Source organism: Leptolyngbya sp. FACHB-541 (assembly GCF_014695875.1).
GTDB lineage: Bacteria > Cyanobacteriota > Cyanobacteriia > Elainellales > Elainellaceae > JAAUTN01.
This window is the reverse complement of the sequence record NZ_JACJPC010000140.1, coordinates 20,252-46,751: the sequence shown is the minus strand read 5'-3', so window position 1 is coordinate 46,751 and position 26,500 is coordinate 20,252. Positions and strand designations below refer to the sequence as shown.

General features: G+C 50.6%; 19 protein-coding genes and 1 tRNA gene. 7 read left to right on the top strand and 13 right to left on the bottom strand.

Annotation, left to right across the window (positions count from 1 at the left end):
- Window positions 1-70: 70 nt before the first annotated feature.
- From H6G00_RS30895 to H6G00_RS30880, 4 genes are all read right to left on the bottom strand, one after another.
- Window positions 71-694 carry an L-threonylcarbamoyladenylate synthase gene (locus H6G00_RS30895; protein ID WP_190799643.1) on the bottom strand — a complete coding sequence of 208 codons (624 nt, stop codon included), beginning with the start codon at window positions 692-694 and terminating at the stop codon, window positions 71-73.
- A gap of 68 nt (window positions 695-762) precedes the next feature.
- Window positions 763-1,662 (bottom strand): peptide chain release factor N(5)-glutamine methyltransferase, encoded by a 900-nt coding sequence (gene prmC, locus H6G00_RS30890; protein WP_190799642.1) that lies wholly within the window; start codon window positions 1,660-1,662, stop codon window positions 763-765.
- Window positions 1,663-1,792: 130 nt separating this feature from the next.
- Window positions 1,793-2,584, bottom strand: a complete 792-nt coding sequence (locus H6G00_RS30885; protein WP_190679727.1) for a Tic22 family protein — start codon at window positions 2,582-2,584, stop codon at window positions 1,793-1,795.
- 405 nt (window positions 2,585-2,989) lie between these two features.
- Window positions 2,990-3,063, bottom strand: a tRNA-Pro gene (locus H6G00_RS30880).
- A gap of 140 nt (window positions 3,064-3,203) precedes the next feature.
- On the opposite strand from H6G00_RS30880, the gene H6G00_RS30875 reads away from it, so the two are divergent.
- Window positions 3,204-3,644, top strand: a complete 441-nt coding sequence (locus tag H6G00_RS30875; RefSeq protein WP_190799641.1) for a DUF4332 domain-containing protein — start codon at window positions 3,204-3,206, stop codon at window positions 3,642-3,644.
- 54 nt (window positions 3,645-3,698) lie between these two features.
- On the opposite strand, the gene H6G00_RS30870 is transcribed toward H6G00_RS30875, so the two are convergent.
- Window positions 3,699-4,217, bottom strand: a complete 519-nt coding sequence (locus H6G00_RS30870) for a GNAT family N-acetyltransferase (RefSeq protein ID WP_190799640.1) — start codon at window positions 4,215-4,217, stop codon at window positions 3,699-3,701.
- A 308-nt stretch (window positions 4,218-4,525) separates the two neighbouring features.
- Here H6G00_RS30870 and H6G00_RS30865 point away from each other — a divergent pair, with 308 nt between their 5' ends.
- The gene (locus H6G00_RS30865) at window positions 4,526-5,251 is read left to right on the top strand and encodes a hypothetical protein (RefSeq protein ID WP_190641929.1); all 726 of its coding nucleotides are present in this window, start codon (window positions 4,526-4,528) and stop codon (window positions 5,249-5,251) included.
- A gap of 20 nt (window positions 5,252-5,271) precedes the next feature.
- Here H6G00_RS30865 and H6G00_RS30860 read toward each other — a convergent pair whose 3' ends face one another.
- The 3 genes from H6G00_RS30860 to H6G00_RS30850 all read right to left on the bottom strand — a co-directional run bounded on the left by H6G00_RS30860 (window position 5,272) and on the right by H6G00_RS30850 (window position 8,422).
- Window positions 5,272-5,880 carry a DUF3318 domain-containing protein gene (locus H6G00_RS30860; protein ID WP_190799639.1) on the bottom strand — a complete coding sequence of 203 codons (609 nt, stop codon included), beginning with the start codon at window positions 5,878-5,880 and terminating at the stop codon, window positions 5,272-5,274.
- Between the two features lie 22 nt (window positions 5,881-5,902).
- A complete protein-coding gene (locus H6G00_RS30855; protein ID WP_190799638.1) occupies window positions 5,903-7,114 on the bottom strand; it encodes a M20 family metallopeptidase in 1,212 nt (403 codons plus the stop codon).
- A 177-nt stretch (window positions 7,115-7,291) separates the two neighbouring features.
- Entirely contained in the window at window positions 7,292-8,422 is a 1,131-nt protein-coding gene (locus H6G00_RS30850) for a glycosyltransferase family 4 protein (protein ID WP_199318816.1), read from the bottom strand.
- Between the two features lie 205 nt (window positions 8,423-8,627).
- Between H6G00_RS30850 and H6G00_RS30845 the strand changes: the two genes are divergently transcribed.
- On the top strand, window positions 8,628-9,017 hold the full coding sequence (locus H6G00_RS30845) for a VOC family protein (RefSeq protein WP_190799637.1): 390 nt from the start codon (window positions 8,628-8,630) through the stop codon (window positions 9,015-9,017).
- A gap of 12 nt (window positions 9,018-9,029) precedes the next feature.
- Here the strand turns inward: H6G00_RS30845 and H6G00_RS30840 are convergent, their stop codons facing one another.
- Entirely contained in the window at window positions 9,030-11,786 is a 2,757-nt protein-coding gene (locus H6G00_RS30840; protein WP_190799636.1) for a CHAT domain-containing protein, read from the bottom strand.
- An 821-nt stretch (window positions 11,787-12,607) separates the two neighbouring features.
- Entirely contained in the window at window positions 12,608-12,820 is a 213-nt protein-coding gene (locus H6G00_RS30835) for a hypothetical protein (RefSeq protein WP_190641925.1), read from the bottom strand.
- A 214-nt stretch (window positions 12,821-13,034) separates the two neighbouring features.
- On the opposite strand from H6G00_RS30835, the gene H6G00_RS30830 reads away from it, so the two are divergent.
- Window positions 13,035-13,922, top strand: a complete 888-nt coding sequence (locus tag H6G00_RS30830) for a Ycf66 family protein (protein WP_190799635.1) — start codon at window positions 13,035-13,037, stop codon at window positions 13,920-13,922.
- Window positions 13,923-13,935: 13 nt separating this feature from the next.
- Here H6G00_RS30830 and H6G00_RS30825 read toward each other — a convergent pair whose 3' ends face one another.
- Entirely contained in the window at window positions 13,936-15,546 is a 1,611-nt protein-coding gene (locus tag H6G00_RS30825) for a S8 family peptidase (RefSeq protein WP_190799634.1), read from the bottom strand.
- Window positions 15,547-15,847: 301 nt separating this feature from the next.
- Here H6G00_RS30825 and ileS point away from each other — a divergent pair, with 301 nt between their 5' ends.
- A complete protein-coding gene (gene ileS, locus H6G00_RS30820) occupies window positions 15,848-18,787 on the top strand; it encodes an isoleucine--tRNA ligase (RefSeq protein WP_190799633.1) in 2,940 nt (979 codons plus the stop codon).
- A 32-nt stretch (window positions 18,788-18,819) separates the two neighbouring features.
- Here the strand turns inward: ileS and H6G00_RS30815 are convergent, their stop codons facing one another.
- On the bottom strand, window positions 18,820-19,785 hold the full coding sequence (locus tag H6G00_RS30815; protein WP_190799632.1) for a hypothetical protein: 966 nt from the start codon (window positions 19,783-19,785) through the stop codon (window positions 18,820-18,822).
- 892 nt (window positions 19,786-20,677) lie between these two features.
- Between H6G00_RS30815 and H6G00_RS30810 the strand changes: the two genes are divergently transcribed.
- Both H6G00_RS30810 and H6G00_RS30805 read left to right on the top strand, forming a co-directional pair.
- Entirely contained in the window at window positions 20,678-23,332 is a 2,655-nt protein-coding gene (locus tag H6G00_RS30810) for an ATP-binding protein (RefSeq protein ID WP_190799631.1), read from the top strand.
- A 373-nt stretch (window positions 23,333-23,705) separates the two neighbouring features.
- On the top strand, window positions 23,706-25,463 hold the full coding sequence (locus H6G00_RS30805) for a protein kinase (protein ID WP_347278248.1): 1,758 nt from the start codon (window positions 23,706-23,708) through the stop codon (window positions 25,461-25,463).
- On the opposite strand, the gene H6G00_RS30800 is transcribed toward H6G00_RS30805, so the two are convergent.
- The gene (locus tag H6G00_RS30800) at window positions 25,446-26,390 is read right to left on the bottom strand and encodes a phosphorylase (protein ID WP_190799629.1); all 945 of its coding nucleotides are present in this window, start codon (window positions 26,388-26,390) and stop codon (window positions 25,446-25,448) included. The genes H6G00_RS30805 and H6G00_RS30800 overlap by 18 nt on opposite strands.
- Between the last annotated feature and the right edge of the window lie 110 nt (window positions 26,391-26,500).

The window sequence follows — 26,500 nt, the reverse complement described above, 5'->3', positions numbered from 1 at the left end:
GCAACCCGCGAAGCGGGTTGCCCTTCTATCTGTAACCCTAATTTTTGGAATTGGTATTACTTGAGAATTGCTATAGCTGGATGCTGCCTTGCCGTAAGATTTCCCATTGGTTGTCCTGCCACCGGATGACAGTAGAAGGAACTCCCTGAGAGGTCGCTGGGTCAAGCTCAGAAGGTTTTGCAGGAGACAGCGTTTGTTCCAGCTTGTCCAGTTCTGACGAGGGGAGGGTGAGAACTTCTGGAAACTGGGCAGCGATCGCCTCCATGGTTTGCAGCGGAGGCTCCCCCGAACGGTTGGCACTGGTGGTGGCGAGCGGACCTGTCTGCGACAGAATGTAACGGGCGATCGCACTATTCGGCACTCTAATTCCAATCGTGGTTGGGTCAGTTGGGTTGACTGCGGCGGGCAGATGACTGCTCGCAGGCAACACAAGCGTCAATGCACCAGGCCAATATTGCTCAGCGACTTGTTGCCAAATTTGTTTTTCCTCAGCACTGCCTGCTGTAAACTCCCACAGATCTGCACTGTTAGCCCCCATTAAGATTAGCGGTTTGGTCTGGCTGCGCTGTTTTGCCGCAAAAATTAGCGCAGCTCGCTCAGGTCGCACTGCCAACGCCGGAACGGTATCGGTGGGGAAGCTAACAAGGCGATCGCCAGAACGAGCCGCAGCAATCAGGTCAGAGAAGGAGTGCATGGAAAGGACGAAATGACAGGATAGGTTAGCACGTAACCCATCCTACAAGAACTTCTCATCCTTCACCCCTAACTTCTGGCTGCCAGCGCAAACCGCTCAATTCCTGCTAAGTCTGCGTGAATTTGAATGTCTTGATAGCTACCGTGTTGGTGTAGTAGGGTCGCAACGGTTTGGGCTTGACCTGCCATCATCTCAATCAGCCAGATACCGCCAGCTTGTAAATAATCGGGTGCCGTGCTGATCAGGTGACGAATGCTATCGAGTCCATCGTCACCACCATCCAAAGCTAATTGGGGTTCATGTTTGGCGACTTCGGGTTGCAGTTCAGACACCATTGAGCTGGGAATGTAAGGCGGGTTAGAAACGATGCCGCTGAGGCTGCGCTTGAGTGGCACAAGCGGCTGAAACCAGGAGCCTTGGTGAAATTGAATCTGATCGGTTAAGTCATACCGCTGAGCATTGATTTGAGCGATCGCCAATGCTTCAACACTGAAATCCACTGCGTGAATGGTTGCCGATGGAAAGGCAGTTGCCAATCCCAGGGCGATCGCCCCGCTTCCCGTGCCCAGATCTGCCCAGTGTCCTTGCCTTAGCTTGGGATTTGAGACGGTAGCGGCGATCGCCAAATCAATTAAAAGCTCGGTTTCAGGTCTGGGGATCAAGACAGCAGGGGAAACGGTCAGAGAAAACTGTCTCCAGGGTGCGACTCCTACTAAATATTGGACAGGAACGCTGTCCTCTAACCGGCGCTGCCAAAGTTGCATTACTTCTTCTAAAGGCAGCTTTAACGGTACCTTTTCTTGATTACGGATAGTTCCAGAATATAGGTGCAGCCGATCCAGACCTGCTTCTCGCAAAAGCCACTCAATTTCAAAGCTGGGGATGTGAGCGATCGCCGCCTGCTGTCGAGCATCCTGCCACCATCGCCAAAGCTCTTGGCCAGATACTTCAGCTAGAGGTTTCGTCATCTGCACTTGTAGCTCAATACGATATAGGGGCGCTTCACGAACCGCCCCCTACGCCATTCTCACATCAAACACAAAACCAACAGCACTCAAACACTTACGTTGTAATCCGGGGTCTTACAATTCCGTGAGCCTATTGAGGTCGAGCAGGTTGCCCTTGAGCAGGTTGTCCTTGAGCAGGTTGTCCTTGAAGCGATCGAATGAATTCAATAGTCTCCCTAGGAGGAACCAGCAAAATCTGATTTAGCTCTGGGTTATCGCTATCCTGCAAAGTTTGAATCAGACTTTCCAAATTGACTACCTGAATCGTCATTGATTCAGCCAATTCCGGTTGGCTTTCTCTCAGTTGAGCCAGGAGGTTCTGCAACTCAGCCTGATTGAAGAACATGGGAACAACCTGATTTTGTCCCTGTTGAATGGTCAGGTAACCACCATCTTCGGCAGTCGAGCGAGCCAGGAAAACTGGCACACCGCTAAACTCCTCAGGATTTTCGCCACTCTGCTGAAGCACAGAACGAGCTGACTCAACCTGCTCCGTCGTGGGTACAAACGTAAACTCTAGAGGCTGCTCCTGGTTTTCGTTAGCCACCGCTAGCTCATAGACTTGGGCTAAAGAAACAGGCACAACCTGCACATCCGTAGCAAGCTCTGGATCGCTTTGACGCAGATTGTCGAGAGAGGCTTGAGCATCTTGGCGGCTAATGAATACTCCTGCAACGGCTGGTGCTGCCTCTTCATCTCCCAAAACGGCAACTAGAGGGACACCTTGTGCATTGGTAATCATAAAGACGGGCACTGACTGTAGTCTTTCTACAACCTGTTCTGGCGTCAATGCCAATGCTCGATTGGCTCCACCTAGCAGGGAACCCAGTAGAATACCCCCGACTAGGCTGAGTGTCGTACTCCAGCGAACTAATGACTTCATAACTGCTCCTGATAACAAAAACTGCAACGGGATTCATCCAATGCTGAGTGATTTAGCAGCATCGTTTTGCAAGGTCAAACCCATTGCCCTGTAGATTGACCGCCTAGTTAAGCATCTACCGGACGGACAACAGCAAGCCTTTGACCTTTCAACATAACATCAGACCTTTAAATTTACTTTCGATGTATCCAGGACCAAACCAGGACTGATTGAAATTTGAGCTTTTAAGGTTTTCCTGAACTGATGTCTTCTCGACTCGATGACCTGGTAAATGCAGAAATGGTTCCGAGCGCAATGCATGGAAGACAAGGTTTCACCATATTGCTGTAGCCAAGCCATCGTGCTAATCGCAAAGAGCAACCAGTCTGAAAGCTGCTAACTTCAGTCAATCCTAGCGTTCGGTAATCGGGATGACAGGATTTGAACCTGCGACATCCTGCTCCCAAAGCAGGCGCGCTACCAAGCTGCGCTACATCCCGTTAATGTCACACATCAGTATAACCTGCTTTGCAAAAACCAACCGATTGATTTTTGGGGCAAACTCTTTATAAGGAGTCTCATCACAAACTATAAGATGGAGGAAGCTCCTGAATTTCATTCACCCTAAGCAAGAATTATTATGGGAACTGCTCAGCGTACTCGCCACAGCACCATTCAACCCGCTGATTGGAATATTGCTCAACTGCCTGGGTTGAGTAAGGAGGATTGCGATCGCCTAGCTGCCAGTGGCATTCACACCACGCTACAGCTACTCGAAACGATCAAGACGGTTCCTGAGAAGCAGGCTCTGGCAGCGGAAATCCAAATTCATATTCAACACGTCAACAAGTGGCTAGCACTGTCTGACCTGGCACGTGTGCCCATTGTTGGCTGTCAGTATTGCGGCATGTTGCTGCACGCCGGGATCAGTTCTGCTACCCAGCTAGCGCAAATGTCTCTGCCCAGGCTGCATCAGCAAATTTTGAAGCTGCACGTCTCGACCCTGCACAATCAGGACCACTGCCCGTCTTTAGATGAATTAGCAAATTGGATACGACAGGCGCGATCGCTAAACATTTAGCTAAATATTTAAAGGAATGAGGGAGGATGTTCTCCCTCCATTCCTTTGATCGAATTACTCTGGATACCAAAACATTCCTTTAATGCCTTCTGGGTCGGGCATAAAGCCTAGACCCCGATAAAAGTCTACGACTTGAGGATCAGCAAACAGCGTGATGTTGCTAATATCTTCACTTCGCAGCTTCTTAATCACCTGCTTCATCAGCGCCTTCCCCAACCCCTTTCCCTGAAAGTCTGGATGCACAACCACATCCCAAATGGTTGCATTAAACGCATGGTCAGACGTAGCGCGGGAAAAGCCAATCAGCCGTCGCTGAGTGCCTCGATGTTCCCACATTGAGACAACTAAAAAGCTGTGTTGGATTGCCTTCTTTACTTTTCGGAGCGGACGGCGCGACCAGCCTACGGCATCGCACAGTTCCTCCAGATCGTAAAGATCAATTTCCCGCTCAGTGCTAAAAAAGATGCGACCGTCAGTGGTCGTGGCACCTTGAGCGGTATACCCCCCTCCTGGAGCTGGTTTTGAGGGGGTAGCTGTGTCAGAGGCGCTAAATAAGCTTTTCCAAAAACCCATGCAGGCGTGGTTAGAGTAGTGAAGGTTAAAGAGTGGTACTTGCTAGTATATCTCCCGCGCTCCATCATCGTTTCAATATGATCAATACCATTTCCATTTCAGAGCCACATGTTTAGGAGTGTGTTTCGCAGAGACAGGGCATGCCCCCAGATATGTAGCTTTACGGAGTGGGTTCGCTAACAACATTAATTGAAATGGGGTGGTGCAATTTGTCGGAGATTGCCCTAAAGTTAGGGTTTTCTAGTAAAAGACTCTTAGCCCTTTCGCATCTTACCTCTTGACCGGGCAGGCAAGGTTTACTCCCAATTATGGCTGCGGGCTTGAAATCATCGACGCTGGAACTGCTAAAGCGCTTTAACCGAGCGTTTCCTCAGTTTTATGAGCAGTTTGTTAGTAGTGAAATCCAATTGCAGAACCTGCGACTAGCCTATCAGCTTTACAAAAGTAAACAGGCAGTGATTGAGCTGAAGCCAGAGGGTAGCAAAAGTGCCTTGCATTTTGCTTATCGCAATCAGTCTTTTCTGCTAAGCGATATTTTTGGTGTGTTGGCTGCCTACGGTTTAACGATTCACAGCCTCAGCCTGTACGGGCAAATTTATCCACCAATGCTAGTGTTCATCAAGTTGGTGGTGTCGCGAGGCGGCAAAGCATTAGCTGACAAAACGGCTGAAAATGTTTGTCGGGCAGTGCGTGAGGCACTAGCGGGGCGGTTTGAAGTTGAGGAAATGCTGGCAGTAGAGTTTAACCTGGACGCAGGCTTAGAGCAGGTGGAAACAGAGTTCTACGTTGATCCAGTCTTTCACTTGCCTGCCTTGCTAATTGAGGCAGACAACCAACCGGGTTTATTCTACAAGGTGATGTACTCCATTTGGCAGGAAGATTTGCTGGTCGTTAACGCAAATTTGTTAGTCTGGCGAGGAAGAACGCGCCTGATCCTGTATTTGCTGGGGCCTAATGAGAGCTTGATTCCAGAATATTTGGGGCAAAAGATCGCTGAAAGCGTCAGGCAACGGCTGTTAGGCAGACGCTTTTAAAGTGCGTGCTTACTACGACTTTATTCTCGACGCAGAGTTTGGGGAACTCCGACGGGGGAGAGTCCGGCGATCGCCTTCAGATTTTGCACCCGCAGCAGTTCGGTAAAATCGAGCTGAGAGCGGCCTTCGATGTGGGAAACAGACTCGATTGCTGCCATCAGGTGACGGGCAGCATCGGTTTCGCTGTAACCTCGGCGAACGGCAACCCGTACAGCTGCTTCATCGGCTTCGAGTTCACGTTCAGAACTGTAGTTTTTTCGCCAAATCTGAGTTCCAGCAAGGCTGGTTAGTCCGCCTGCGGTGACAGCGCCAATAATGTCACCCTGCACCAATTCGAAGATAGTGCCGACAACTCCTGCTGCGACTAAACCCTGGTAGATGTCGGGCTTGAGCCAGTTAACACTGCCCAGCCAATTGACGGTTCTCAAGATCAGCAAATCTCGCTGGGGTTTGGGAAGCTGGCTCCAGAGGTCAAAGTTGATAAAAACCGGACGAGTCTGATCCCAGGGTTTGGGAAGTTGGGCGGCAATGACAGTGGGCTGTTCCGGTTTGCTCTTGATTTTGGCAAACATGCGACCGGATGCAGGCAGCAGATCCACAAGTCGATAAATTTCGGAGTCTGGATTCATCATGGGTGAGGAAGGGGCTGCGCTAGTTTACACAAAATTTTTCCACACAGCGGACAAAGATTTCTACACCCATTCCCAAGACGGTTTCGTCAAAGTCAAAGCGGGGATGGTGATGGGGATAGGCTAAATCACGCTCAATGTTGGCTGCGCCCAAAAAGAAATAGCAGCCAGGAACCTCTTGTAAGAAGAAGGACATATCCTCACCGCCCATGGTCTGGCATTCCGGGACGATGCCTAGCGGGGTCTCGATCACGGTTTCAGCGACGGAGCGGACGAGGGAGGCGATCGCCGAATTATTCACGACAGGGGGATAAATCCGCTTGTAGTCTAGCTCATAGCTTGCGCCGTGACTCTGGCAAACGCCGCTAACGATTTGTTCCATCCGCTGTTCAAAAAATCCTTCAAGTCCGGGATCAAAGTAGCGTACCGTGCCTTGAAGTTTAGCAGTGTTGGCAATGACGTTGCGGGCATGTCCGGCATGAAAGCTGCCGATGGTGACAACGCCCGCCTTAAGGGGATCAACGTTGCGCGACACAATCGTTTGCAGCGCGTTCACGACTTGAGCGCCAACGACGATAGAGTCAACGGTTTGGTGAGGCATTGCGCCATGTCCACCTCTGCCCTTAATGGTGCAGTCAAATAGCTCAACAGCTGCCATCATTGCACCATCGCGAACCCCAAGTGACCCCAACGGCAGGTTGTTCCACAGATGTAAGCCGATGATTGCGTCCACATCAGGATTTTTTAGGACTCCCGCTCCTACCATCGGTTTGGCTCCACCGGGACCTTCTTCAGCAGGTTGAAAAATCAGTTTAACGGTTCCAGCAAAATCGGGATGTTGAGACAAATAATAGGCGGTGCCAAGGGCGATCGCCGTATGTCCATCGTGACCGCAAGCGTGCATGACCCCATCATGCAGCGAACGGTAGGGCACCTGGTTAAGTTCTTGAATCGGCAATGCGTCCATGTCTGCCCGAATGGCCAGCACAGGTCCAGGACGGTTGCCAGGAATGATTGCCACAATCCCTGTTTCGGCAATTCCGGTTTGATGCTCGATGCCCCACTCTTGTAGCTTTTGGGCAATCGCTTCTGCGGTTAGCCGCTCTCGAAACCCTAACTCTGGGCGCTGATGAAAGTGTCGTCGCCACTCTACCAAACGCGGCTGTAGAGCTTGAATTTCTGGACGAATTCGGGATTGATCAACGTGGAGTGGCTTGAGAGAAGTGGCGACCATAATTTTGAAGAGACTCCAGGCGGTGAAGAATTCCTATCGTGCGGGATATTTCTAAGGTAGCGGATTCCCGTACATTCAATTGAGTTGAATTATGATTCCAAAACGTCTCAATTAGGAACCCCACTGCCGGGTCAGAAGGAAAAGGGGGAGAAGGGAAAGGAGCCCTGTTAATCGAAGTTAATCGCGTGGACGAGGAACGCGAAGGCGGGGCACTTGCGGGGTAATCATCAGCTTTTTCCACAAGTTCTCGTAACTTTCTGTCATGGCTTCGACGGTGAAATGGGCGATCGCCACTTCTCTTGCTCGTCGTCCTAGTTGCGATCGCAGAGCTGGATCATCTCGCAATTGCCGAATTGCTTGAGTGAGTCCATTCACATCATTTTTGTCGATCAGCAGCCCAGTTTCCCCGTGCCATACCGCTTCTGGAACGCTGCCTACGCGAGTTGCGATGACTGGACGTGCTGCTAGCATTGCTTCAACAATCGCCAGGGGAAATCCTTCTGAGCGGGAAGGGAGTGCGATCACATCAAACCCTGGTAAATACAAGCGGGGATTATCTACCCATCCCGGTAGGCTGACGCGATCGCTAATTCCCAAGTTAAATGCCAGTTTTTCCAGGGCAGTTCGCTGTTCGCCTTCGCCTAAGATGACGACTTTTACCCCTTCAAGGGGAGAGATCGCCTGCAACAGCACTTCATGCGCTTTCATCAGGTCGAGCCGTCCAACACTGCCAACGACGAGCTGTTTATTTGTCTCAACAGGAGATTCGGGTTCGCCGAAATCGGGCACCCCATTGGGAATTGATAGAACAGAATCTCGCCCAAGGGCATAGAAGTCTTCCATGCGCTGAGCGCTTGCCTTACCTACAGCAACATGAGCATCGACTCGCAAGGAAATAGCTCTAGTGCGCCAGAGGGCGATCGCGTCGGTTGTTCGCAGTGGCAGTTGGTCAACTCGCACGACACGAGCGTGGGGCAGCATCAAAGCGGCCGTTAAGCCCGTTGCACAAGCCCAAGGCGTACATAAATTAGCGTGGACAATGTCAGGCTGAAGCTGCGATAGGGTATGCAGGTGGGCGGCAAAGGATTGAAGTCCACGAGAGGGCAAGATGAATCGGTCTGCTTGGGGACGGCCGTGGGCGATCGCCTCCACCACAGTCTGAGAAACGCCTACCACGGATATTTGAAACTGAGCTGACGCAGTAGCTACTAAATACCCCAGGCTAATCTCTGCGCCACCAATCCCAGCCGCATCCGTATAGGCAACCACTCGCAGCGGTCGATCAGTCCCAGCTTGGACAGTTGTCATGCAGACGGACCGTTTGAAATTTCAGTTGGCTCGCGGGTTGCTCAATCTCCTCGATTTGCAACCGCACCAGAGAGCTATCCTAATTTCACAGCCGTCATGTTGTCATATTCCCCTCGAAAGAATTGTACTAATTCCAAAAATTAGGGTTACAGATGGAAGGGCACCCCGCTCTGCGAGGTGCCCTTTTTTGAGAGATTTGAGAGAGATGTTGTTACTTTTTGCTTTGCCTAAGAATTTTGAATGTAGTGCTGCCTTTGTGACACTGGCTACGACTCGGCTAGAGGAGCTGGTCAAGTTCTACGCTCAGTTATTCGGTCAACTGCCACAGCCTCATCTTCCCAATCGCTATGCTGAATTCCAGCTTCCGGGTCTGCGTTTGGGCATTTTTCAGCCAAAAGAGGAAAATGAAGCAGAATTTGCAGGAGAACGAGGCAAAATCAGCCTGTGTTTGGAGGTGAAAAGCCTTGAGGAGGCGATCGCCCACCTCACTGCACTAGGCTATTCACCTCCGGGTGAAGTGGCGATCGCCTCGCATGGCAAAGAAATTTACGCCTACGATCCCGACCAAAATCGACTCATTCTGCATCAGTCTTGAACCCGACTCGCTCTAGCGTTGTGCTAAAGCGCTCCAGGATTGAATTGCCTCTTGCGTCCAGAGCCAGTTATTGCTTAGCGCTTCCGCCTGGAAATTAGTCGGGTCACTCATCATCACCATCTGGTAAAGTTTGACCGACTTACTCTCCAGGTTGCTTTGCTCATTAGCAGATCGCTCAGATGCAGCCTGTTGCAGTGCCAGGGCAATTCCTGCGTAGGCGTTAAGCGCTTTCTCCCCTTGCAAAAGCTGCTCAGGAAGGGGCAAATCTGCATTTGCAGTCTGGCTACTCGGCTGAGCCTTCAGATTAGCTGCCTGCTGCTCTTCCAGTAGCGAGAGGGCTGCGACCCATTCTTGAATCGCCTCACTGGGTTGGCTCTCAGCATAGTAGGCAAAACCTAGCGCAATTCGGTAATCTGCGTTGTTTGGCTGCTCTCGAACTGCCGCTTCCCAATAGCGACGAGCATCGTTGATGCTAAAGTCAGCCTCTCCAGCTTGAACTGCCTGCCACGCCAGTCGCCCATGCAAGAAGTTGATTTGAGGCTGATCGATCTCAGCTTGTGGCACGGTAGCGAGGGCTGCGGTCGCTTGCGGTAGAGCATTGCGGTCGAGCAGAGCATTGACGGCTTGTCCGCCTTCAGCAAATTTCCCCTGGTTAAAGTGCTCGATGGCGATCGCCGTCACGTTTGTCGTATCCGCAGAATTCAGCTCAGCCTCACCTACGTCGGGTAGCTCTGTTCCTTCTGTTTCTAGCGTCTCAGAAATGCTTGACCCTGGCGGCAGCAAGTCATCCGGGTTGGCTCCTCCTGAACTGAACCAATCCCTAGGCACGACTAAGAAGCTAATTAAGGCGATCGCTGCAATGCCAGCTACCCCAACTAGCGGTAAGACAAAGCGGGGAAGCCGCCGAGTCGGGCGCGCAGGCCGGGGTTGGACCGCAGGCTGAATAGCGGTCGCAACACCCGTAGAACGGGGCTGAGGTGCAGTCTCTTCGTCTGGTTCAAGCGGTCTGATCGAGATTGAGCCAGAGTGTGGCGTGACAGGAAGTCCATCGTAAATCCACTGGTCAGACTCAGTCTCAGATTCGGTTTGAGTTTTTGGAGGTGCAGCCCGATCCGCAGAATGAGTTTTTGCTTCGCCATAGGTTAGCCCTGAACCGGGTGCATCTTTGACATGAACAACTTCTGTATCTAAACCCTGCGGGTCTTCCTTACTAGAAAGCTGTTTTAGCAAACCGGCTACGACAGACGCCTCATCCTCATAATCTAGGTCTGTTTCGCCGTCTAATTCCTCGTCAAGCTCCGTTTCATACTCTGAGTAGTTTCGATTTCCGTCCTCTGTCAGGTCGCCCAAATCGTCATCGAGAACTGATTCCCAGTCATCAGGACCGAGATAGCGAGAATCTGGAACTGCATCAGCGGTCAGTGGAGGAGTTGATCTTGCCGCAGCTTGAGAAACGTCATAGCCCTGCGGAATCAGCATCAGCCGATCGGCTGGATTGTCGAGGGTGCGATCGCCCTCCGTCAAATAGCCATCAAACTCTGAGTGCAGATAAAGAATCGGCAACGCCCAATAAAGCTGATGGGAGCCATAGGCAGAAATCAACCCCTGTCGCGCCCGACTAAGGCTGAGGTCAATTGGGTAGCCCTGCTTTAAATTGCGGTAAAACAGGCGGCTCAATGTCAGTGCCACGTCATCCGGAATGCGCTCTGCCATCGCTAGCACCGCCGGAATGCCACGTCCCACCAACGCCTCCGCTAAATTGCGCTCTCCCATGTCCGACATAGGATCAGCCGCCGCTGTGTAAGCGCCGCGACACGAGTTAAACACCGCCATACGGATGCCATTGTTGACCAGTAGCCCCGCCAGGTCATCTCCTGTCAAGATTTCGGTCAGCCCCGTTTTATTGTTGACCAGATACAGATTGCCGCCAGAAGCACCCAAGTTGCTATGCCCCGCATAGTGCAGAACCTGGAATTGCCCCTGTTCTAGCGCCTGGGTCAGTTGTTCGCGACCGGGCTGATCGAGAATCGTCAATTGGATTTCGGGCAAGGTTCCTGTCAGGCTTTCTGGCAAAGAACCGCTTTGATGGCGCAACTCCTGCTGAAGGTGCGTGGCTTCTCGCTTTAGCTCTAGCCGCTTTTGGTCAGTCGGAGCCGCGATCACCATGAGGATACGCAGCGGTTGGTCTGGCTCCTGGGGAAGGGGTGATACAGGCAGCGTCAGGCTAGTGCCCGGTTGGTAGCGAGAAAAGACGACTCCAGTCCCCGTTGCTACAGGCCGAGGCGGCAAGCTTAGCCCATCGCGCTGGCGCATTCTCTCAGCGGGTGAGTCAGTTTCGTGCAGCACTTCCCAGGGTAGACGGGGCAGACGTGAACCCTTTAGCCCTAGCCGCAGCCGCAAAACCTCACCGCGATGTTGGGCGATCGCCTGTGCTGTCATCCAGCTATCGCGCAAGGTGCCTTGAAACAAAGCGCCATAAAGCTGCTGCCCAATTTCTGCCAAACTGAGGGGCGGCAGTGATGATTCAGCATCAGCAGAATGGTCTAAACTGCGGGACAGTTCAAATCCACCAATGCGGTTAACTCTATCTCCTTGCAATACACCCAGCAGAGGATCGTTCATTAGCTGCCGTGCCTGAGCTAGCCAATCTTCAACTGCCCAAGTGACCTGCTCTTCTGCCAAAGGTACACCGGGTGCGACTCGCTCAGTCCGCACTAAATATTCTTCATTCCCCACCGGGGTCACAGAAATGTGAAACTCCTGGGTCACCGTTACCGTGCTCTCCTGACTTCTGATTTGGTAGTTCTGCGCGATCGCTTTACGGGAGGAAGGTCGTACTCAACCGGACGGATTAAAGGCTCAAAAAGTTACCTGCTGTAGAATCTTTTTCTCTACAGCAAACAAACTTCAAGCGAAATTTTTCTGAAGTGAAATGAGCAACAGTAAACCCGCATCTCGTTTCAAACCCCAAAATGTCCGACTTAACCCCAATTTTATTCCGGATGGCAACCCGCTTCCCAGAACAGTGGAATGGTAGATGCACCCTGATTTAACTCCCTGGCTCACTTGTTTGAGTTGGGGAGTTTTCTTTTGCATAAACCAATCGAAATGCTGCTCACTGAGCGACGACTTGAACTATTAGATTGAACTATTTGAATGATTACAGATCAATTACAGCTTCAGCTTTACGAATAATCTTAAGCAGGGTAGATACAAGACCTATCCCTACAATCCTCAAAATCATCCTGTTAGAGATGAGGGGTGATACCCCCCACGATTGAAACCTTAGATAAGGAGATAAGTGAAATCCATAGTGTGCCTCTAATCCAGCAAAACTACGGAGTTTTTAAAGATTTAGTAATGCGGGTATAAAGCAGATGTGAGGTACAAATTAAGTTTGCTGAGTGAATATATGACAACCCCAAACGGGTTGTGAAAGGAATATTTTTCATCTCACAAACAAATTTTGTAGACCATCAAGATGAACGTTTCACCAGATACCAGCAGGGTCAGTAGCAACCAAGCAGTTGGCGTGCCAAAGCTTTGACAAGCCCTGCTCGCCCAAAGATAAATTTTCTCTCAAAAATTTCTTAGCGGGTTGACTGAACTTTGGTAGAGCGATAGGACAGGGTCCCAACAAGCAGCAATAGCTGAATTTGCCAGGGAGCAGAAAATAAGCTGAAAACCAAACTGAGGATCGCCAATGCCAGAAGAGCGATCGCCAATTCCTCAGAAAACCTCTCAACCTTGTCGTAGAACCAGACGGCTGCAACTGCGGCAATCAATGAAGCAATAAACCACATTTTTTTAACCCAGACGAACGAAAAGTTCATATTTAGTAAAATACGCTACTTTCTGTCCCGTTTTATCGAGCAGTCGGTTCACCCTAGTGGGCGATTTACGCAGCGTACCCGCACCCGCTCGAAACTCAGACCTAAATTCCAGAATTTTAGTTGCCTGTCGCGAAGTGGAGCAATCTCAAGCAAAATAGAGTATGCACTCAAACGGGGGTGAACTATGCTCGCACACATCCTGGCGTTGACTATTGGTTTTGGCAGCTTTGGACTTTATATGTCTGCCTTCTTCTTTCCAGAAGTTCATCGCAAAAATGACTTTACCTGGAGCGGGGTTGGGCTGTTTTATGCCCTTGTCCTGTGGGTATGTGCTGGACGAATCACTGGTGGAGTGCTGCTGGGGCAGACCGCCAGCGTTGCGCTGCTGGGCTGGCTAGGCTGGCAAACGCTGGCACTGAGGCGGGCGCTTACTCCCCGTGACCAACAAACTCAGCTACCCGGCTCAGCCAAATCTTTGGGTGAAGCATTCCAGAACGGGTGGAAGCAGCTTCAGACGACGCTACCGCAACGATTGCAACGATTGCCGTTGCTCAATGGACTGGTGCAGCCGATCGCGGGTCTATTTTCAGGGCTATTTGCGGCAACCGCCACCTTCATCCAAAACTTGCTCAAGCCCAAACCAAAGCCTAAGCGATCGCCCAAAAACCGTCCTGCTAAATCTCGTGCCGCTCAGCCTGCATCGCCAACTGAAGGGAGTGAGGCAGAGGCAGAAGTCATTCTTGAGGCAACGATTGCTGAGCCGAGTGGAGCTGCTGACTTGGATGAATTTGATGAGCTAGATGAGTTAGATAAATTTATTGAATCAGTAGACGCTACAACGAAGCCTGCTACCCCTAAACCAACTCCTCCAGCAGAAGTTTCAGAAGCGATCGCCCCTGAAACTTCTGAAGCTTTACTGGAATCGCCAATCGAGGAAGTCCCGTCTGTTGCCACTCCAACAGCTGAATCTCCAGCTTCAGAAAACTTAGGAGAATCAGGGAGCCCAGGAGAATCGGGAGAATTGGAAGATTTAGATGGGGCGATCGCTTCTCACAACAATTCTCCTAGCTAAACAAACCCTCAGATCAAGGCACTGTAATCCCGCTAGACTGAGCAGTCTCGATCAAAATTTGCTCAATCTGATTAGGGGTCAAACTAGGATTAGCGCTGAGCATGAGCGCCACGACACCCGCAACATGCGGTGTTGCCATTGACGTGCCAGACCAATCAGTCTCATAGGCACCACCTGGAACTGTAGAGCGAACCCTAACACCAGGAGCTACAAAAAAGGCAAGGGGTCTTTGCCCAGCAGGGGTAGAGAAATCAGCCACTTTACGCCGAACGTCGATCGCCCCTACACCGATTCCCAAATGCTTCAACCCCAGCAGCGCAGGCTCAATCGGCTGTGTTGCCCCAAAACTCTCTCGCTCATTGCCAGACGCCATCACAGCCACTACGCCTGCTCGTCTCGCATACTTCAGCGCCAATCTGGTTCGGAGCATAGCTGGGTCACCAGGATAGTTACCCAAACTCATACTGATTACCTTTGCGCCATTTTGCACTGCATAGCGGATGCCCGCTGCAACGTTTGCATCAAACTTGCGGAAAAAATTGTCCTCCTCGCTGTCAATCACTCGAATCGGCATGATTTTGGCGGCGTAGGCAACCCCCATAACGCCAAACCGATTTCGGGTGGCGGCAATGGTGCCCGATATATGCGTTCCATGCCCGTAGAAGTCCCTGACATCGTTGCTGTCACGTCCTGCAAAATTCCAGCCATGAACGTCATCGATAAAACCATTGCAGTCGTCATCTAACCCATTGTTTGGAATTTCACCCTGGTTCTTCCAAATGTTGGACTTCAAGTCAGGGTGATTAATGTCAACGCCAGTGTCCAATACAGCAACGGTCACGTTCTGCCCTGCATATCCCCTTGCCCAAGCTTCTGGCGCTTTGACTAAATCTAATCCCCAGTTGCTGCCGCCCAAGTTTTGCACCGCTTTGAAAGGTTTTTGCCCCGCAGCACGGGCAACTGCTGCCGCTGCATCAACCAATCCGTAGCCATAGGAGAAATTGAATCTACCCACTGAATCTGGGAAATTATTCAGGCTTAGCCTATACCGCCCCATTTCCCCAGGATAGGCACTGCTGACCCGAATTAAGTAATCTTTCCCTGGCTTAACGGTAAAGGTCAGGCTAGAGTTAGTACCCCGAACTGTAGCATTGTCGTTTACTGAAATGATGCGATTTGTGTGAGCATCCAAGAGTTCCAGATAAGCATCGAACCGCAAAGATTTAAGCTGAATGTGAAGCTGTTGCCCTCGCTTTAATCCAGCTAAGCGATAGCTGTCTGCATAAAAGCTGGGTGAACCTGGATAGGGCTTATCGCTGCGGCTGAGTCTACCTTGAAGCTTTATCTTTAAGCCTGCTGAGGTTGAGCCTGCTGAGGTTGGGTAGTCAGCAAATTTAATTTCGGGGTAGCTCTGTGAGAGGCGAGCGGTAGAGGCGATCGCAGTGGAACGAGAGTCCCTACTTCTAAAAAATTCATTGCGGCGGGTTGTGAGATTAGCTGACTGTTCCGTCAACCCGTTTGCCGATGGAGAGAAATGCTGCCCCAGCTGATGAGATTGCCAGCTTTTGCGAAGAAACAGCTTTTCAGATAGCTGCAAATTTGGAGATTTTGGAAACGGAGACATAGGTGCTTGAGGTAAGGCTGTGGTTGTCTTCCTATCTGGGCTTAACTAAATTTTGATTACTTCTGACTGCCAGGATCGGGAGAAGTAGATGCAGCTACAGTCATGCACTCCAAGTTTTCGACCAGGTTAATCCAGGATTGCAAGTCCATGCTTAGAATCGGGGTCAAGAAACCATATCAAGAAAGTTGAAGCTTGAGGAGCTTCTAGCTCATAATGGTTCGATAACTCACAGTTCGATCTTTTATCGTTCGAGCTTTCGAGCTTTCATTTAGTTATTCCCCTAAACTATCCCCCGGCGATCGTGACAGAACCAGGAAGCTACAAAGATACCGTTAACCTGCCCAAGACTCAGTTTGATATGCGGGCCAACGCAGTCAAACGAGAGCCAGAACTGCAAAAATTTTGGGCAGACCATCAGATTTACGAGAAGCTTTCTCAAACCAATTCGGGGGAGCCGTTTATTTTGCATGACGGGCCGCCCTACGCAAATGGAGCGCTGCATATTGGTCATGCAATGAACAAGACGCTGAAAGATATCATCAACAAGTATCAGTTGCTCAAGGGGCGAAAGGTTCGCTATGTCCCGGGCTGGGACTGTCACGGGCTACCAATCGAGCTAAAAGTGCTTCAGGCGATGAAGCCAGAAGAGCGACGGAATCTGACCCCAATCGAATTGCGCCATCGCGCTAAAGAATGGGCTTTGGGGCAACAGCGGCAGCAGCGTGAGAGCTTCATGCGCTATGGCGTTTGGGGCGACTGGGAGCATCCTTACCTGACGATGACTCCAGAGTACGAAGCGGCTCAGATCGGTGTATTCGGACAGATGGTGCTGAAAGGCTACATTTACCGGGGACTGAAGCCGGTGCATTGGAGTCCCAGTTCACGCACAGCTCTGGCAGAGGCAGAATTGGAGTATCCAGAGGGGCATACCTCGCGTAGTATCTATGCAGCGTTTCCAGTGGTGAGCCTGGCGGAGTCGGCGCAGGCATTCTCCCCCTACCTTCCAGAACTGGGCGTGGCGATCTGGACGACGACCCCCTGGACAATTCCAGCAAACTTGGCGGTGGCCGTGAATCCGGAGTTGATCTATGCGGTGGTTGAGGTCAGCGAAAAGGATGTGATTGCCGATGACTTAGGGGCGATCGCCCAACAAGCGACAGAAACAGGCAAGTCTTCCGGTATCTTCTTCCGCTATCTCATCGTCGCCAAAGAACTGGTCGAGCGATTGTCTAAGTTATTGAATGTCTCGCTCACCGTCAAAGCCGAACTGCCTGGGAAAGCACTGGAATTTTCCACCTATCGCCATCCGCTGTTTGAGCGGGAAAGCCCGATTGTGATCGGTGGTGATTACGTCACAACGGAATCTGGAACAGGGTTAGTCCATACGGCTCCCGGTCATGGTGAGGATGACTTTAGGGTCGGTCAACAGTATGGGTTGCCCGTTCTTTCACCGGTTGACGATGCGGGTAACTTTACTGCAGAGGCAGGACCCTTTACTGGACTGAACGTGCTGAAGGACGCAAATGGGGCAGTGATTGAGGCACTGATGGAAGCAAAATCGCTGCTCAAGGAAGAAACCTACGCCCACCGCTATCCTTACGACTGGCGCACCAAGCAGCCGACGATTTTCCGGGCGACAGAGCAGTGGTTTGCTTCGGTAGAAGGCTTCCGGGATGAGGCGTTGAAGGCGATCGCCCAGGTTCGATGGATTCCCGAACAAGGTGAAAACCGGATCACGGCAATGGTGGCAGATCGTTCTGACTGGTGCATTTCCCGTCAGCGCAGTTGGGGTGTTCCCATTCCCGTGTTTTATGACGAAGAAACGGGCGAACCGCTGCTGAACGAGGAAACGATCAATTACGTTCAGTCCATCTTTGCTGAAAAAGGCTCCGATGCCTGGTGGGAACTTCCAATCGAGGAATTGCTACCCGAACCATACCGCAGCAACGGTCGCAGCTACCGCAAAGGCATGGATACAATGGATGTCTGGTTTGACTCTGGCTCCTCTTGGGCAGCGGTAGCTGAACAGCGAGAGGGACTGCAATATCCCGTGGAGATGTACCTGGAAGGGTCAGACCAGCACCGGGGCTGGTTCCAGTCCAGCTTGCTGACTAGCGTAGCGACGAATGGCTGCGCCCCGTACAAAACGGTTTTGACTCACGGTTTTGTCCTGGATGAGCAGGGCAGGAAAATGAGTAAGTCACTGGGCAACGTTGTCGATCCGAGTGTGGTGATTGAAGGCGGCAAAAACCAGAAAGCGGAGCCGCCCTACGGTGCAGACGTGCTACGGCTGTGGGTGTCGTCGGTGGACTATTCCTCGGACGTGCCACTGGGTAAAAACATCCTCAAGCAAATGTCGGATGTCTACCGCAAAATCCGCAATACGGCACGATTCTTGCTGGGCAACCTGCATGACTTTGATCCGGCAAAGGATGCTGTTCCTTATGAGCAATTGCCTGAGCTGGATCGCTATATGCTGCACCGGATAACGGAGGTGTTTACGGAAGTGACGGAGGCATTTGAGAGCTTCCAGTTCTTCCGCTTTTTCCAGACGGTGCAAAACTTCTGCACAGTTGATCTGTCTAACTTCTACCTCGACATTGCCAAAGATCGGCTGTACATCAGTGCGGCAGATACCCTCCGTCGCCGTAGTTGTCAGACTGTGTTGGCAGTGGCAATCGAGAACCTGGCACGGGCGATCGCCCCTGTCCTTTCCCATATGGCGGAAGACATCTGGCAATTCATCCCCTACTCCACTTCTCACGAGTCAGTATTTGAGTCGGGTTGGGTGAAGCTAGAGGACGAGTGGAAAAATCCTGAACTGGCAGCATCCTGGCAGCAGCTTCGGCGCATCCGATTTGAGGTGAACAAAGTACTGGAACAGGCGCGGGCAGAAAAGGCGATCGGTTCTTCCCTGGAAGCAAAGGTGCTCCTATATGTACCCGACCTGGAGCTACGCCAAAAGCTGCAATCGATGAATCCGACAGATAGCCTCAGCAGCAATGGGGTTGATGAACTGCGCTATCTATTCCTCACCTCTCAGGTTGAACTGCTACACAGTCCGGCAGCGTTGGCTGACCTGAAGTATCAGTCACAGTCTGATGCGCTCGGTGTGGGTGTGGCAGATGCCGACGGGCAAAAGTGCGATCGCTGCTGGAACTATTCCATTCACGTGGGTGAATTTAAGGAGCATCCGCTGTTATGTGAGCGTTGTATTCCGGCTCTGGCGGGCAAGTTCTAGAGCGGGCAAGTTCTAGAACAGAGGTAGCAAAATTAATTGGCGTAAAGTTCTTCTGGGCCGTCGTGAGTGCAACTGTCTTTGACAAACTCGGTCGGCTCAGGACAGCGGTAGGCTGCTTCCAGATGAACCAGAGCAATGACCCGACCATTCAACCTCAAAACTCCCCAAGAACTAGGGGTGGTGTTGCGGATGAAGACTCCAGTCAAGGCAGCAGTTGGGGCAGCGGCTTGCTCAGCAAAAAGTTGGTTGACTGCTTCAGTTTCTAGCTGGGTTGGAAAGCCAAAGTAATACTGCGGCTGCAGGAGAAATCCTCGTTCTTCGTTGTAGGCGATCGCTTCCGCATCAAGTCTGTAATATCGATAGGGCTGCTGAGCGGGAATCAGCAACGCTAGGGAAGGACTGTGCGGAAAGGAAACGCTCACCGCTTGAAATAGCTGTCGCAGTTCACCCGGCGAAATTGTATTGGTTTGAATCGAATTTAACAGAGACGGGGTAAACAATTCCAAAACTTGAGGCAACGATTGGTCAAGGTCTTGTTGAATTTGGGCAAACTCACGGCTTGCCTTCTCAAATTCCTCTCTTTGCCTTTGTTCGGTTTGCTGTTGGTTGAGCCGCACTACAACGTCTTGCCGGACTCGATTTGCGGCTTGCAATCCAAAAAACAATAAAATAGCTGCAATTCCGGTTACGGGCACCAGACGGTTTAGCTTACGCTTTAGTTCAGGTGAAACTTGTACGTCGGGCAGCTTGGCACGGCTGGCACTGGCTTCAGCAAACAGCGTGAGGCTGAGCAGAACGTGGATCACGATCAGCGTAAAAGTGACCCATGCGATACCGATCACTAACGCCCGAACATAAATGCCTAATGGGTCAGGAAGAATGTCCCATCCGATAAATTCGTCAATTGTCCATAGCAGCACGCCAACGCTGGATAAAGCTAAAGCACAAACGACTAGATTGGTGATTAGTCGAAGCAAAAATCGATGATTGAATAACATGACAACACTCACAGGAAGTTAGCGGTTGAGTGAAGTCGATTTTTGGTCATTGATCAGTAGCTGTTCACAAATGACAACGAACAAAAATCAGAAAAGTTACTGCACTCAACCAGCAGTCGCTATAAGTTATTCCTGCTTTTGCTTCAGTTTTTGGAGTATGTTCTTAGCATCTTGATGGAAGCTTTATAAAAGCGATTCAATAACTGTAAGGACGTTTCACAGAAATAGTCGATTAATCAGCAAAAATTGTAGATTGAGTTAGACACGGAAACCTAGTGTTTACAAAAATTTTGAGTTGGGTTGCGCTCTGCTCCACCCAACCTACGCGATACTTTTAAGCCGCATTTGAAATTTGGCGCAGTCGGCAAAAACGATGTATTGAGTCAGATTCTTGTCAACGAGCATCAGGGAGGTACCGTTTCATTGGCGAGCGCACGGGCATGAGCAACTTCGTCAAACCAAATTTTTGTCGGTCTAACCCGGTTAGAACCATTCTGAGGATCAGCATCATATCACAGCGCCTGCCTCTCCAATTCAGCGCTAGCTTGAGCAATACTTGATTAACAAACTATTTGATGAACGTTGCCCTAGACGATCATCTACCAGTTAGAATCGTCTGCGTATTGCTTTGTATTGCTTTGCCCTAAATTCCCTGTTGATCAAGTCCCAAGGTTCTCACTTTCTCTATTGCAATCTTAGATGGCTCGTGACAGACGCACCCAGACGGCATGTGCCTCTCATGACCCGCTAGTCGTTAGGACTGGCTTGGAACTACATATGCCCCAGGATTGGAGATTGAATTTACTCTGTTTTTTGGCAGGAGTGCGGCTTTGCCGTAGAAAAACAGGTTGAGTTCAGTCCGAGTCCTCACTTAGAAAGCGGATGCGTGCTGGTGTTGCTGAAACGTTTCATTCCAATTTTTCGGAGTTCCTATAAAATTCCTCTCCAAACTGCTCTGGTATTGCCTTTTACACTACAAGTTGGGCTTGCGGTTGGGCTGACCTGCTACTTTTCCTTAAGAAGTGGTCAGAAAACGGTTGATCAAGTGGCCACCCACTTAACTGACGAAGTTTCCATGCGGATTCAGCAGCAAGTTGCTGTCTTCATGGAAACGCCTCACCTCGTTACTCAAATCAATATAGATGCGCTGCGGCTAGGGCAAATTGATCTGCAAAATGCAGCCCGCCTTGAGCGTCACTTTTGGAAGCAGATGCAGTTGTTTCCTAATTTGCGCCCGATCGCCTTTGCCAACCAACAGGGAGAAATTCATGCAGTCGATCGCCTGAAGGACGGCACGCTGGTGATTCGTGTCATGGATGAATCAACTGGCGATCGCTACCACACCTACATAGCCGATGAACAGGGCAAGCGCGATCGCCTGATTGAAACAGATAATACCTTTGATCCCCGAGAGCGCCCCTGGTACGTTGCTGCTGTCCAAGCTGGAGAACCCACCTGGACAAAAATCTATCCCTACTTTTCCTCCTCAGATTTGGCTATCAGTGCTGCTCGCCCAATCTACAGCGAAACGGGTGAACTTTTAGGCGTTACCAACGCGACACTGTCTCTTGCTCATCTTTCCAGCTTTTTACAAGAGCTGGAGGTTGGTCACTCAGGGCAGACCTTTATCATCGAGCGAACAGGAGAGTTGGTAGCAAGTTCAACTTCAATGCGGTCTTTTTTGCCTGCTCAAGCTCAAGCTAGGCAACGGCTCGCAGCAGTTGACAGCGAAAACAAAACTATTCAAACAACGGCAGAGCATTTGCTCCACCACTATAGCGATCTGGATGCAATCGAACACCGCGAGCAACTTGATTTTGAGATGAACGGTGAGCGACAGATTGTACAAGTTACTCCCTTCAGCGATCGCTACGGTCTCTCCTGGCTCGTCGTGGTAGTCGTGCCAGAAACTGATTTTGCTCCCTACATTGCTGCCAATATCCGGTCTACTACGCTGTTGTGCCTGATCGTTATGGTAGTGGCAACCGTAGTCGCAGCACTTACCTCTCAATGGATTGCCCAACCCATTCAACGTCTTAGCCGATCGTCTAAAGCATTAGCAGAGCGAACGATGTCCTCGTGGCGTTGGCAAGAGTTAAGTCAGCCCATCCAAGCCACAGGCATTTATGAACTAAGTGTTCTGGAACAGGCGCATAATCAAATTGAGGCTCAGTTAAAAGACTCTATCACCGCATTAGCCAAGGCAAATGAGCAGCTAGAAATGCGGGTCGAGCAGCGAACGGCTGAACTACAACAGCGTACCAATCAACTCCATCAAGCCTTGCAGTTTGAGGCGCTGCTCAGGCGCATTACTGACAAAGTCCGGGACAACTTGGATGAAGCACAGATTTTGCAAACCGCTGTGCATGAGCTAGGGCAGGAATTATCAGTTGCTTGTTGCAATGTTGGAATGTACGACGCTGACAAAACTGCTTTCACGATTTGCTACGAATATACGACCTTGCCTGATTGTCGGGGAGCCACTCTTGCGATCGCCGACTCTGCCAGTCCTGCTGTTCATCAACAGCTTTTGTCGGGGCTGTCCAGCCAGTTCTGCTTTAATACCGCAGATCCTCTCCGATTAAGAGAAAAGCCTTATGCCATACTGGCGTGCCCGCTTTTGGACAATCAGGAAGTTTTTGGGAATTTGTGGTCGTTCAAACCGAAGGAGCAAACGTTTACTGACCTAGAAGTGCGGTTAGTTGAGCAGGTGGCGAATCAGTGTGCGATCGCCATTCGTCAGTCTCGTTTATTTCAATCGGCTCAAGCTCAAATCGAAGAATTGAAGCAACTGCATCAGGTTAAAGATGATTTCCTGAATACGGTTTCTCATGAGCTTCGCACGCCGATCTCAAATATGAAAATAGCCATTCACCTGCTCAGAATTGCTGCTACACCAGAGCGAAACCAGCAGTATCTAGACATTCTGCAAGCCGAATGTGCGAAAGAAACAAACCTGATTAATGACCTGCTAGATCTACAGCGCCTAGAGTCAGAACATTACTCCATCACCCCTGAAACGATTGTTCTACAAGACTGGATACCAGATGTGATCAGCCCGTTTCTGACCCGATCGGGTGATCGCCAGCAACATCTTCAGGTTAAAGTTCCAGCTGACATGCCGCCAATCACTTCAGACCCGAACGTCCTCGAACGGATTTTGGCAGAACTGCTAAATAATGCCTGCAAATATACCCCATCGGGTGGTGAAATTTGGCTGGAAGTCAGTCACGCTGAGAATTATACTCGTGTCAATTCTGTCCTCGCATTTACAATTAGCAACACCGCCGAAATTCCAAAGGCCAACATTTCTCGCATTTTTGAAAAATTCTACCGAATTCCCAACACTGACTTCTGGAAGCAAGGAGGTACGGGGTTAGGACTAGCACTCGTGAAAAAGCTCACAGAACAGCTAGGAGGAACGCTCACGGTAGAGAGCCAGCAAGGGCAAACCACGTTTACTGTTTTGTTGGCAGGAACGAGCGAGGAGAAGGGCTCAAGAGAGATAAAGGATGAGGAGGTCCGAGGAAGTAGTCTCTTACCCTAGCTCCTAGTCCCCAACTCCTAGCCCCTCTTTTCTCTCTTGCGGAGTAACTCTCGTGGAATTTTTTGCAGCAAGAGTTTCATTAGTATGGAGGGGAGCATTTTCTGAAAGATGAAGGTTAATTTGAGATAGAGAGCAGGTTCTACCGCCCGATCGCTTTGCCTTACCCAATGTTGTCTATGTTTGCTGTGCTGAACCTCAATGGTTAGCCCTTTAGCACAGAGATATTGCTTGACGATGGATACCTTTACACATGAATTTTGCTTCATGTTCAAAAGCATCCTATAAAACAGCAGTCTCGTATAGCAATGGGAAGTAATTAAAGCTGTTAACTGTTGAATTGTGTGCGATCGCCCAATCCTTGATGAAAGTACCAGTGCCAGGCGATTTACTAGACAGGCGTTACCGAGTGCTTCGCACTTTGGCAAAAGGGGGATTTGGGCAAACCTATGTTGCTGAAGACACTCGCTTACCTGGCAACCCCTGGTGTGTGGTGAAACAGCTCAAACCTGCTAGCGATGACCCCAAAGTTTTAGGAAATGCCAGACGGCTCTTTTTGACCGAAGCAGAAACGCTACAGAAGCTCGGCAAGCATGACCAAATCCCTCAACTACTGGCCTACTTTGAAGAAGAGGACGAGTTTTACCTGGTCCAGGAACTCATTGAAGGGCACACGCTAACGTTTGAGCTGCGCCAAGGCAAAAGCTGGAGTGAAATTCAGGTTTGTCACATGCTGCATCAGGTGTTGAGTGTGCTGGCATTTATCCATCATCAGGGGGTCATTCATCGCGACATTAAACCCGACAACTTGATTCGGCGGCGGCATGACCACAAGCTGGTTTTAGTAGATTTTGGCATCGTCAAGCAGGTAGTGGCGCAGGGGCAGCCCAAGACGACTATTGTTGCGGGTACACCGGGCTACATGCCAACAGAGCAATGTTTGGGAAAACCACGCCCCAGCAGTGACCTTTATGCTTTGGGAATTATTGGCGTGCAGGCCCTGACTGGACTCAGCCCATCTGATTTGCCAGAAGACCCTGACACGGGTGAACTTATCTGGCAACCTCTGGCTCCGGTAGGTGATGAGCTGGTGGCAATTCTCAGACGCATGGTGCGGTTTCACTTCAAAGACCGTTATCAGTCAGCCGAAGAGGTTCTGCAAGCAATTGAGCCGTTTTACAGCCGCTACAGAGCTGCAACCCTACCTCCCTTAATTGAGCAGTTTGATGCAGCTCCCAAAGAGTTGGGGCAGCCCGAGGTGCCTTCTCCAACGGATGCAGTAGAACTACCTCCGCTGCCCGTACGAGGGGTCTTTTCAGCGGTGACCGAACCAGACTCTACGGTAGTTTGGCAGGACTCGGTGGGATCTGATGTCTTACCAGAATCACCCGCACTTGAGGAGCCAGAGTCTACAGCATTTATGCTGCCCGTTTCGCTCAACGATTCGCCGCTGTCACCCCCAGAGGATGTGCTTCCAGTAGAGCAAGCTGATAGGGCAACGATGGCGATCGCCCCCCTCCCGACTTCCGCCGCCCCTCGCTGGCAAGCGTTGGTTCCTTCTCAGCTGCGTTCCGCTCCTCTAAAGATTGTGGTGGGGGCAAGTTTGAGCGTGATGATTCTAGCGGCAGCTGTGATCGCCCATTTTGCCAATATTGGCGCTGAGCAAACTGCCCGCATCACCGACCCAACACCAGACATTGACTCTCGCCCAATTCCCCTCGTGTGTGATGAGTCACCGCTGCCGCCGCTGCCCTCAGGGGAGCCTGACTATGAATATTCTGATGGCGTAGCTTATTACGGCTCGGTTGGGGATGGTGATCTGCCAGCCGACGGCAGAGGCACCATGATTTTTCCAAATGGCTATCGTTATGATGGCGAATTTCAAAACGGCAAGCGTAACGGCTGTGGCACACTCACTTTTGAGAATGGCAGAAAGTACGTGGGGCAGTTTGAAGACGACCAGTTTAGTGGGGTAGGAGAGTGGATCTTAGAGAGTGGCGATCGCTACATCGGCGAGTTTAAAGACAATCGCTGTGATGGTGAAGGCAAATTTATCTTTGCCAATGGTGAGACAGCAGAGGGCATCTGGCAAGACGGCAAACTGCAAGGCAGTGACCTATCGTGCGATCGCTAAAGCAACGTTTTGCAAAAGAGTGAGTGGACTGCACTCTTTTAGAATCTGCATTTGCTCCGGGTTTCGGACCAGCAGTGCGCCTGCAAATCCTAGCGAGTTAACTTCGATCGAGTTGAAACTGGATTGCGATCGCGGCACAATCAACATCCACTCTCGCGTCGCTAGTAGGTTATAAGGCGCTGATTGTCGCGTTCCTGTGATTTCACCTTCTAACAAGCCAACAGCCCGCAGCAATGTGTGATAGCGTTCCAGTGTCGCTTTAGCAGCATCCAGTGGAGATGCCATCTCACCTTTCCAGCGGATCAATGCATGGCGAAACGGCAGTTCTGGAATTGTGCCAATTGGATGTTCACTCCCCATATGCTCAAACTGAGCTGCAGCAAACAGTGACTCAATTGGCACTCCCATTCCATCGGGTGCAAACGGCATTGACACGAGTTGCAAATGCTTGTGCCGCTGGCTGGCCCCTGCCCTCTGCCCTGCGTTGTAGAAGACGAGTCCATCGACCTCAGCCAAGGTCATCCACATTGCTTCAAAGTCCTGCAAGTTGAGCCAGTCCTCCTGCTCTTCAAACGCTCGGGTGATGATCAGCAAATGATGATCAACTACATTGAATTTGTTTAGCAAACACAAGTGAGTCGTAGAAAGATTGGCAACAAACAAATCCTCTTCGTAGGGCAAGAACGGGTTGAAATCCTTGTCGGAACTTGTTTTTGGAGTTTTTTTCTGCGCTTCGTCTTTGCGAACTAGATTAGCTACGGTGCGAACAATAAACCGAATGCCTGCTTGCTCAACAAATTCGCACGCTGTGGGAATGGATAGAAGTGCTTTGTGGGCGATCGCCCACTCAGTCTGTTCTCTTACTCGTTTCCATAGACTTCCAGGCTGCGACAAGTCTATCTCTTTCGCATTTTTTGCGTTGACCATAGTTCGGAAATTGACAGTTCGAAGATTGATGTTCGAAAATTAGCGTTCGAAGATTGGCGTTCGGAAATTGAAAGATTGAAAAATGAGCGGCAGTTCTCAGTCACTGACCA

Excerpts from the sequence above, each read along its gene's own strand:
- H6G00_RS30895 (WP_190799643.1), bottom strand. The coding sequence starts at position 694 with ATGCACTCCTTCTCTGACCTGATTGCTGCGGCTCGTTCTGGCGATCGC.
- prmC (WP_190799642.1), bottom strand. The coding sequence starts at position 1,662 with ATGACGAAACCTCTAGCTGAAGTATCTGGCCAAGAGCTTTGGCGATGG.
- H6G00_RS30885 (WP_190679727.1), bottom strand. The coding sequence starts at position 2,584 with ATGAAGTCATTAGTTCGCTGGAGTACGACACTCAGCCTAGTCGGGGGT.
- H6G00_RS30875 (WP_190799641.1), top strand. The coding sequence starts at position 3,204 with ATGGGAACTGCTCAGCGTACTCGCCACAGCACCATTCAACCCGCTGAT.
- H6G00_RS30870 (WP_190799640.1), bottom strand. The coding sequence starts at position 4,217 with ATGGGTTTTTGGAAAAGCTTATTTAGCGCCTCTGACACAGCTACCCCC.
- H6G00_RS30865 (WP_190641929.1), top strand. The coding sequence starts at position 4,526 with ATGGCTGCGGGCTTGAAATCATCGACGCTGGAACTGCTAAAGCGCTTT.
- H6G00_RS30860 (WP_190799639.1), bottom strand. The coding sequence starts at position 5,880 with ATGAATCCAGACTCCGAAATTTATCGACTTGTGGATCTGCTGCCTGCA.
- H6G00_RS30855 (WP_190799638.1), bottom strand. The coding sequence starts at position 7,114 with ATGGTCGCCACTTCTCTCAAGCCACTCCACGTTGATCAATCCCGAATT.
- H6G00_RS30850 (WP_199318816.1), bottom strand. The coding sequence starts at position 8,422 with ATGACAACTGTCCAAGCTGGGACTGATCGACCGCTGCGAGTGGTTGCC.
- H6G00_RS30845 (WP_190799637.1), top strand. The coding sequence starts at position 8,628 with ATGTTGTTACTTTTTGCTTTGCCTAAGAATTTTGAATGTAGTGCTGCC.
- H6G00_RS30835 (WP_190641925.1), bottom strand. The coding sequence starts at position 12,820 with ATGTGGTTTATTGCTTCATTGATTGCCGCAGTTGCAGCCGTCTGGTTC.
- H6G00_RS30830 (WP_190799635.1), top strand. The coding sequence starts at position 13,035 with ATGCTCGCACACATCCTGGCGTTGACTATTGGTTTTGGCAGCTTTGGA.
- H6G00_RS30825 (WP_190799634.1), bottom strand. The coding sequence starts at position 15,546 with ATGTCTCCGTTTCCAAAATCTCCAAATTTGCAGCTATCTGAAAAGCTG.
- H6G00_RS30815 (WP_190799632.1), bottom strand. The coding sequence starts at position 19,785 with ATGTTATTCAATCATCGATTTTTGCTTCGACTAATCACCAATCTAGTC.
- H6G00_RS30800 (WP_190799629.1), bottom strand. The coding sequence starts at position 26,390 with ATGGTCAACGCAAAAAATGCGAAAGAGATAGACTTGTCGCAGCCTGGA.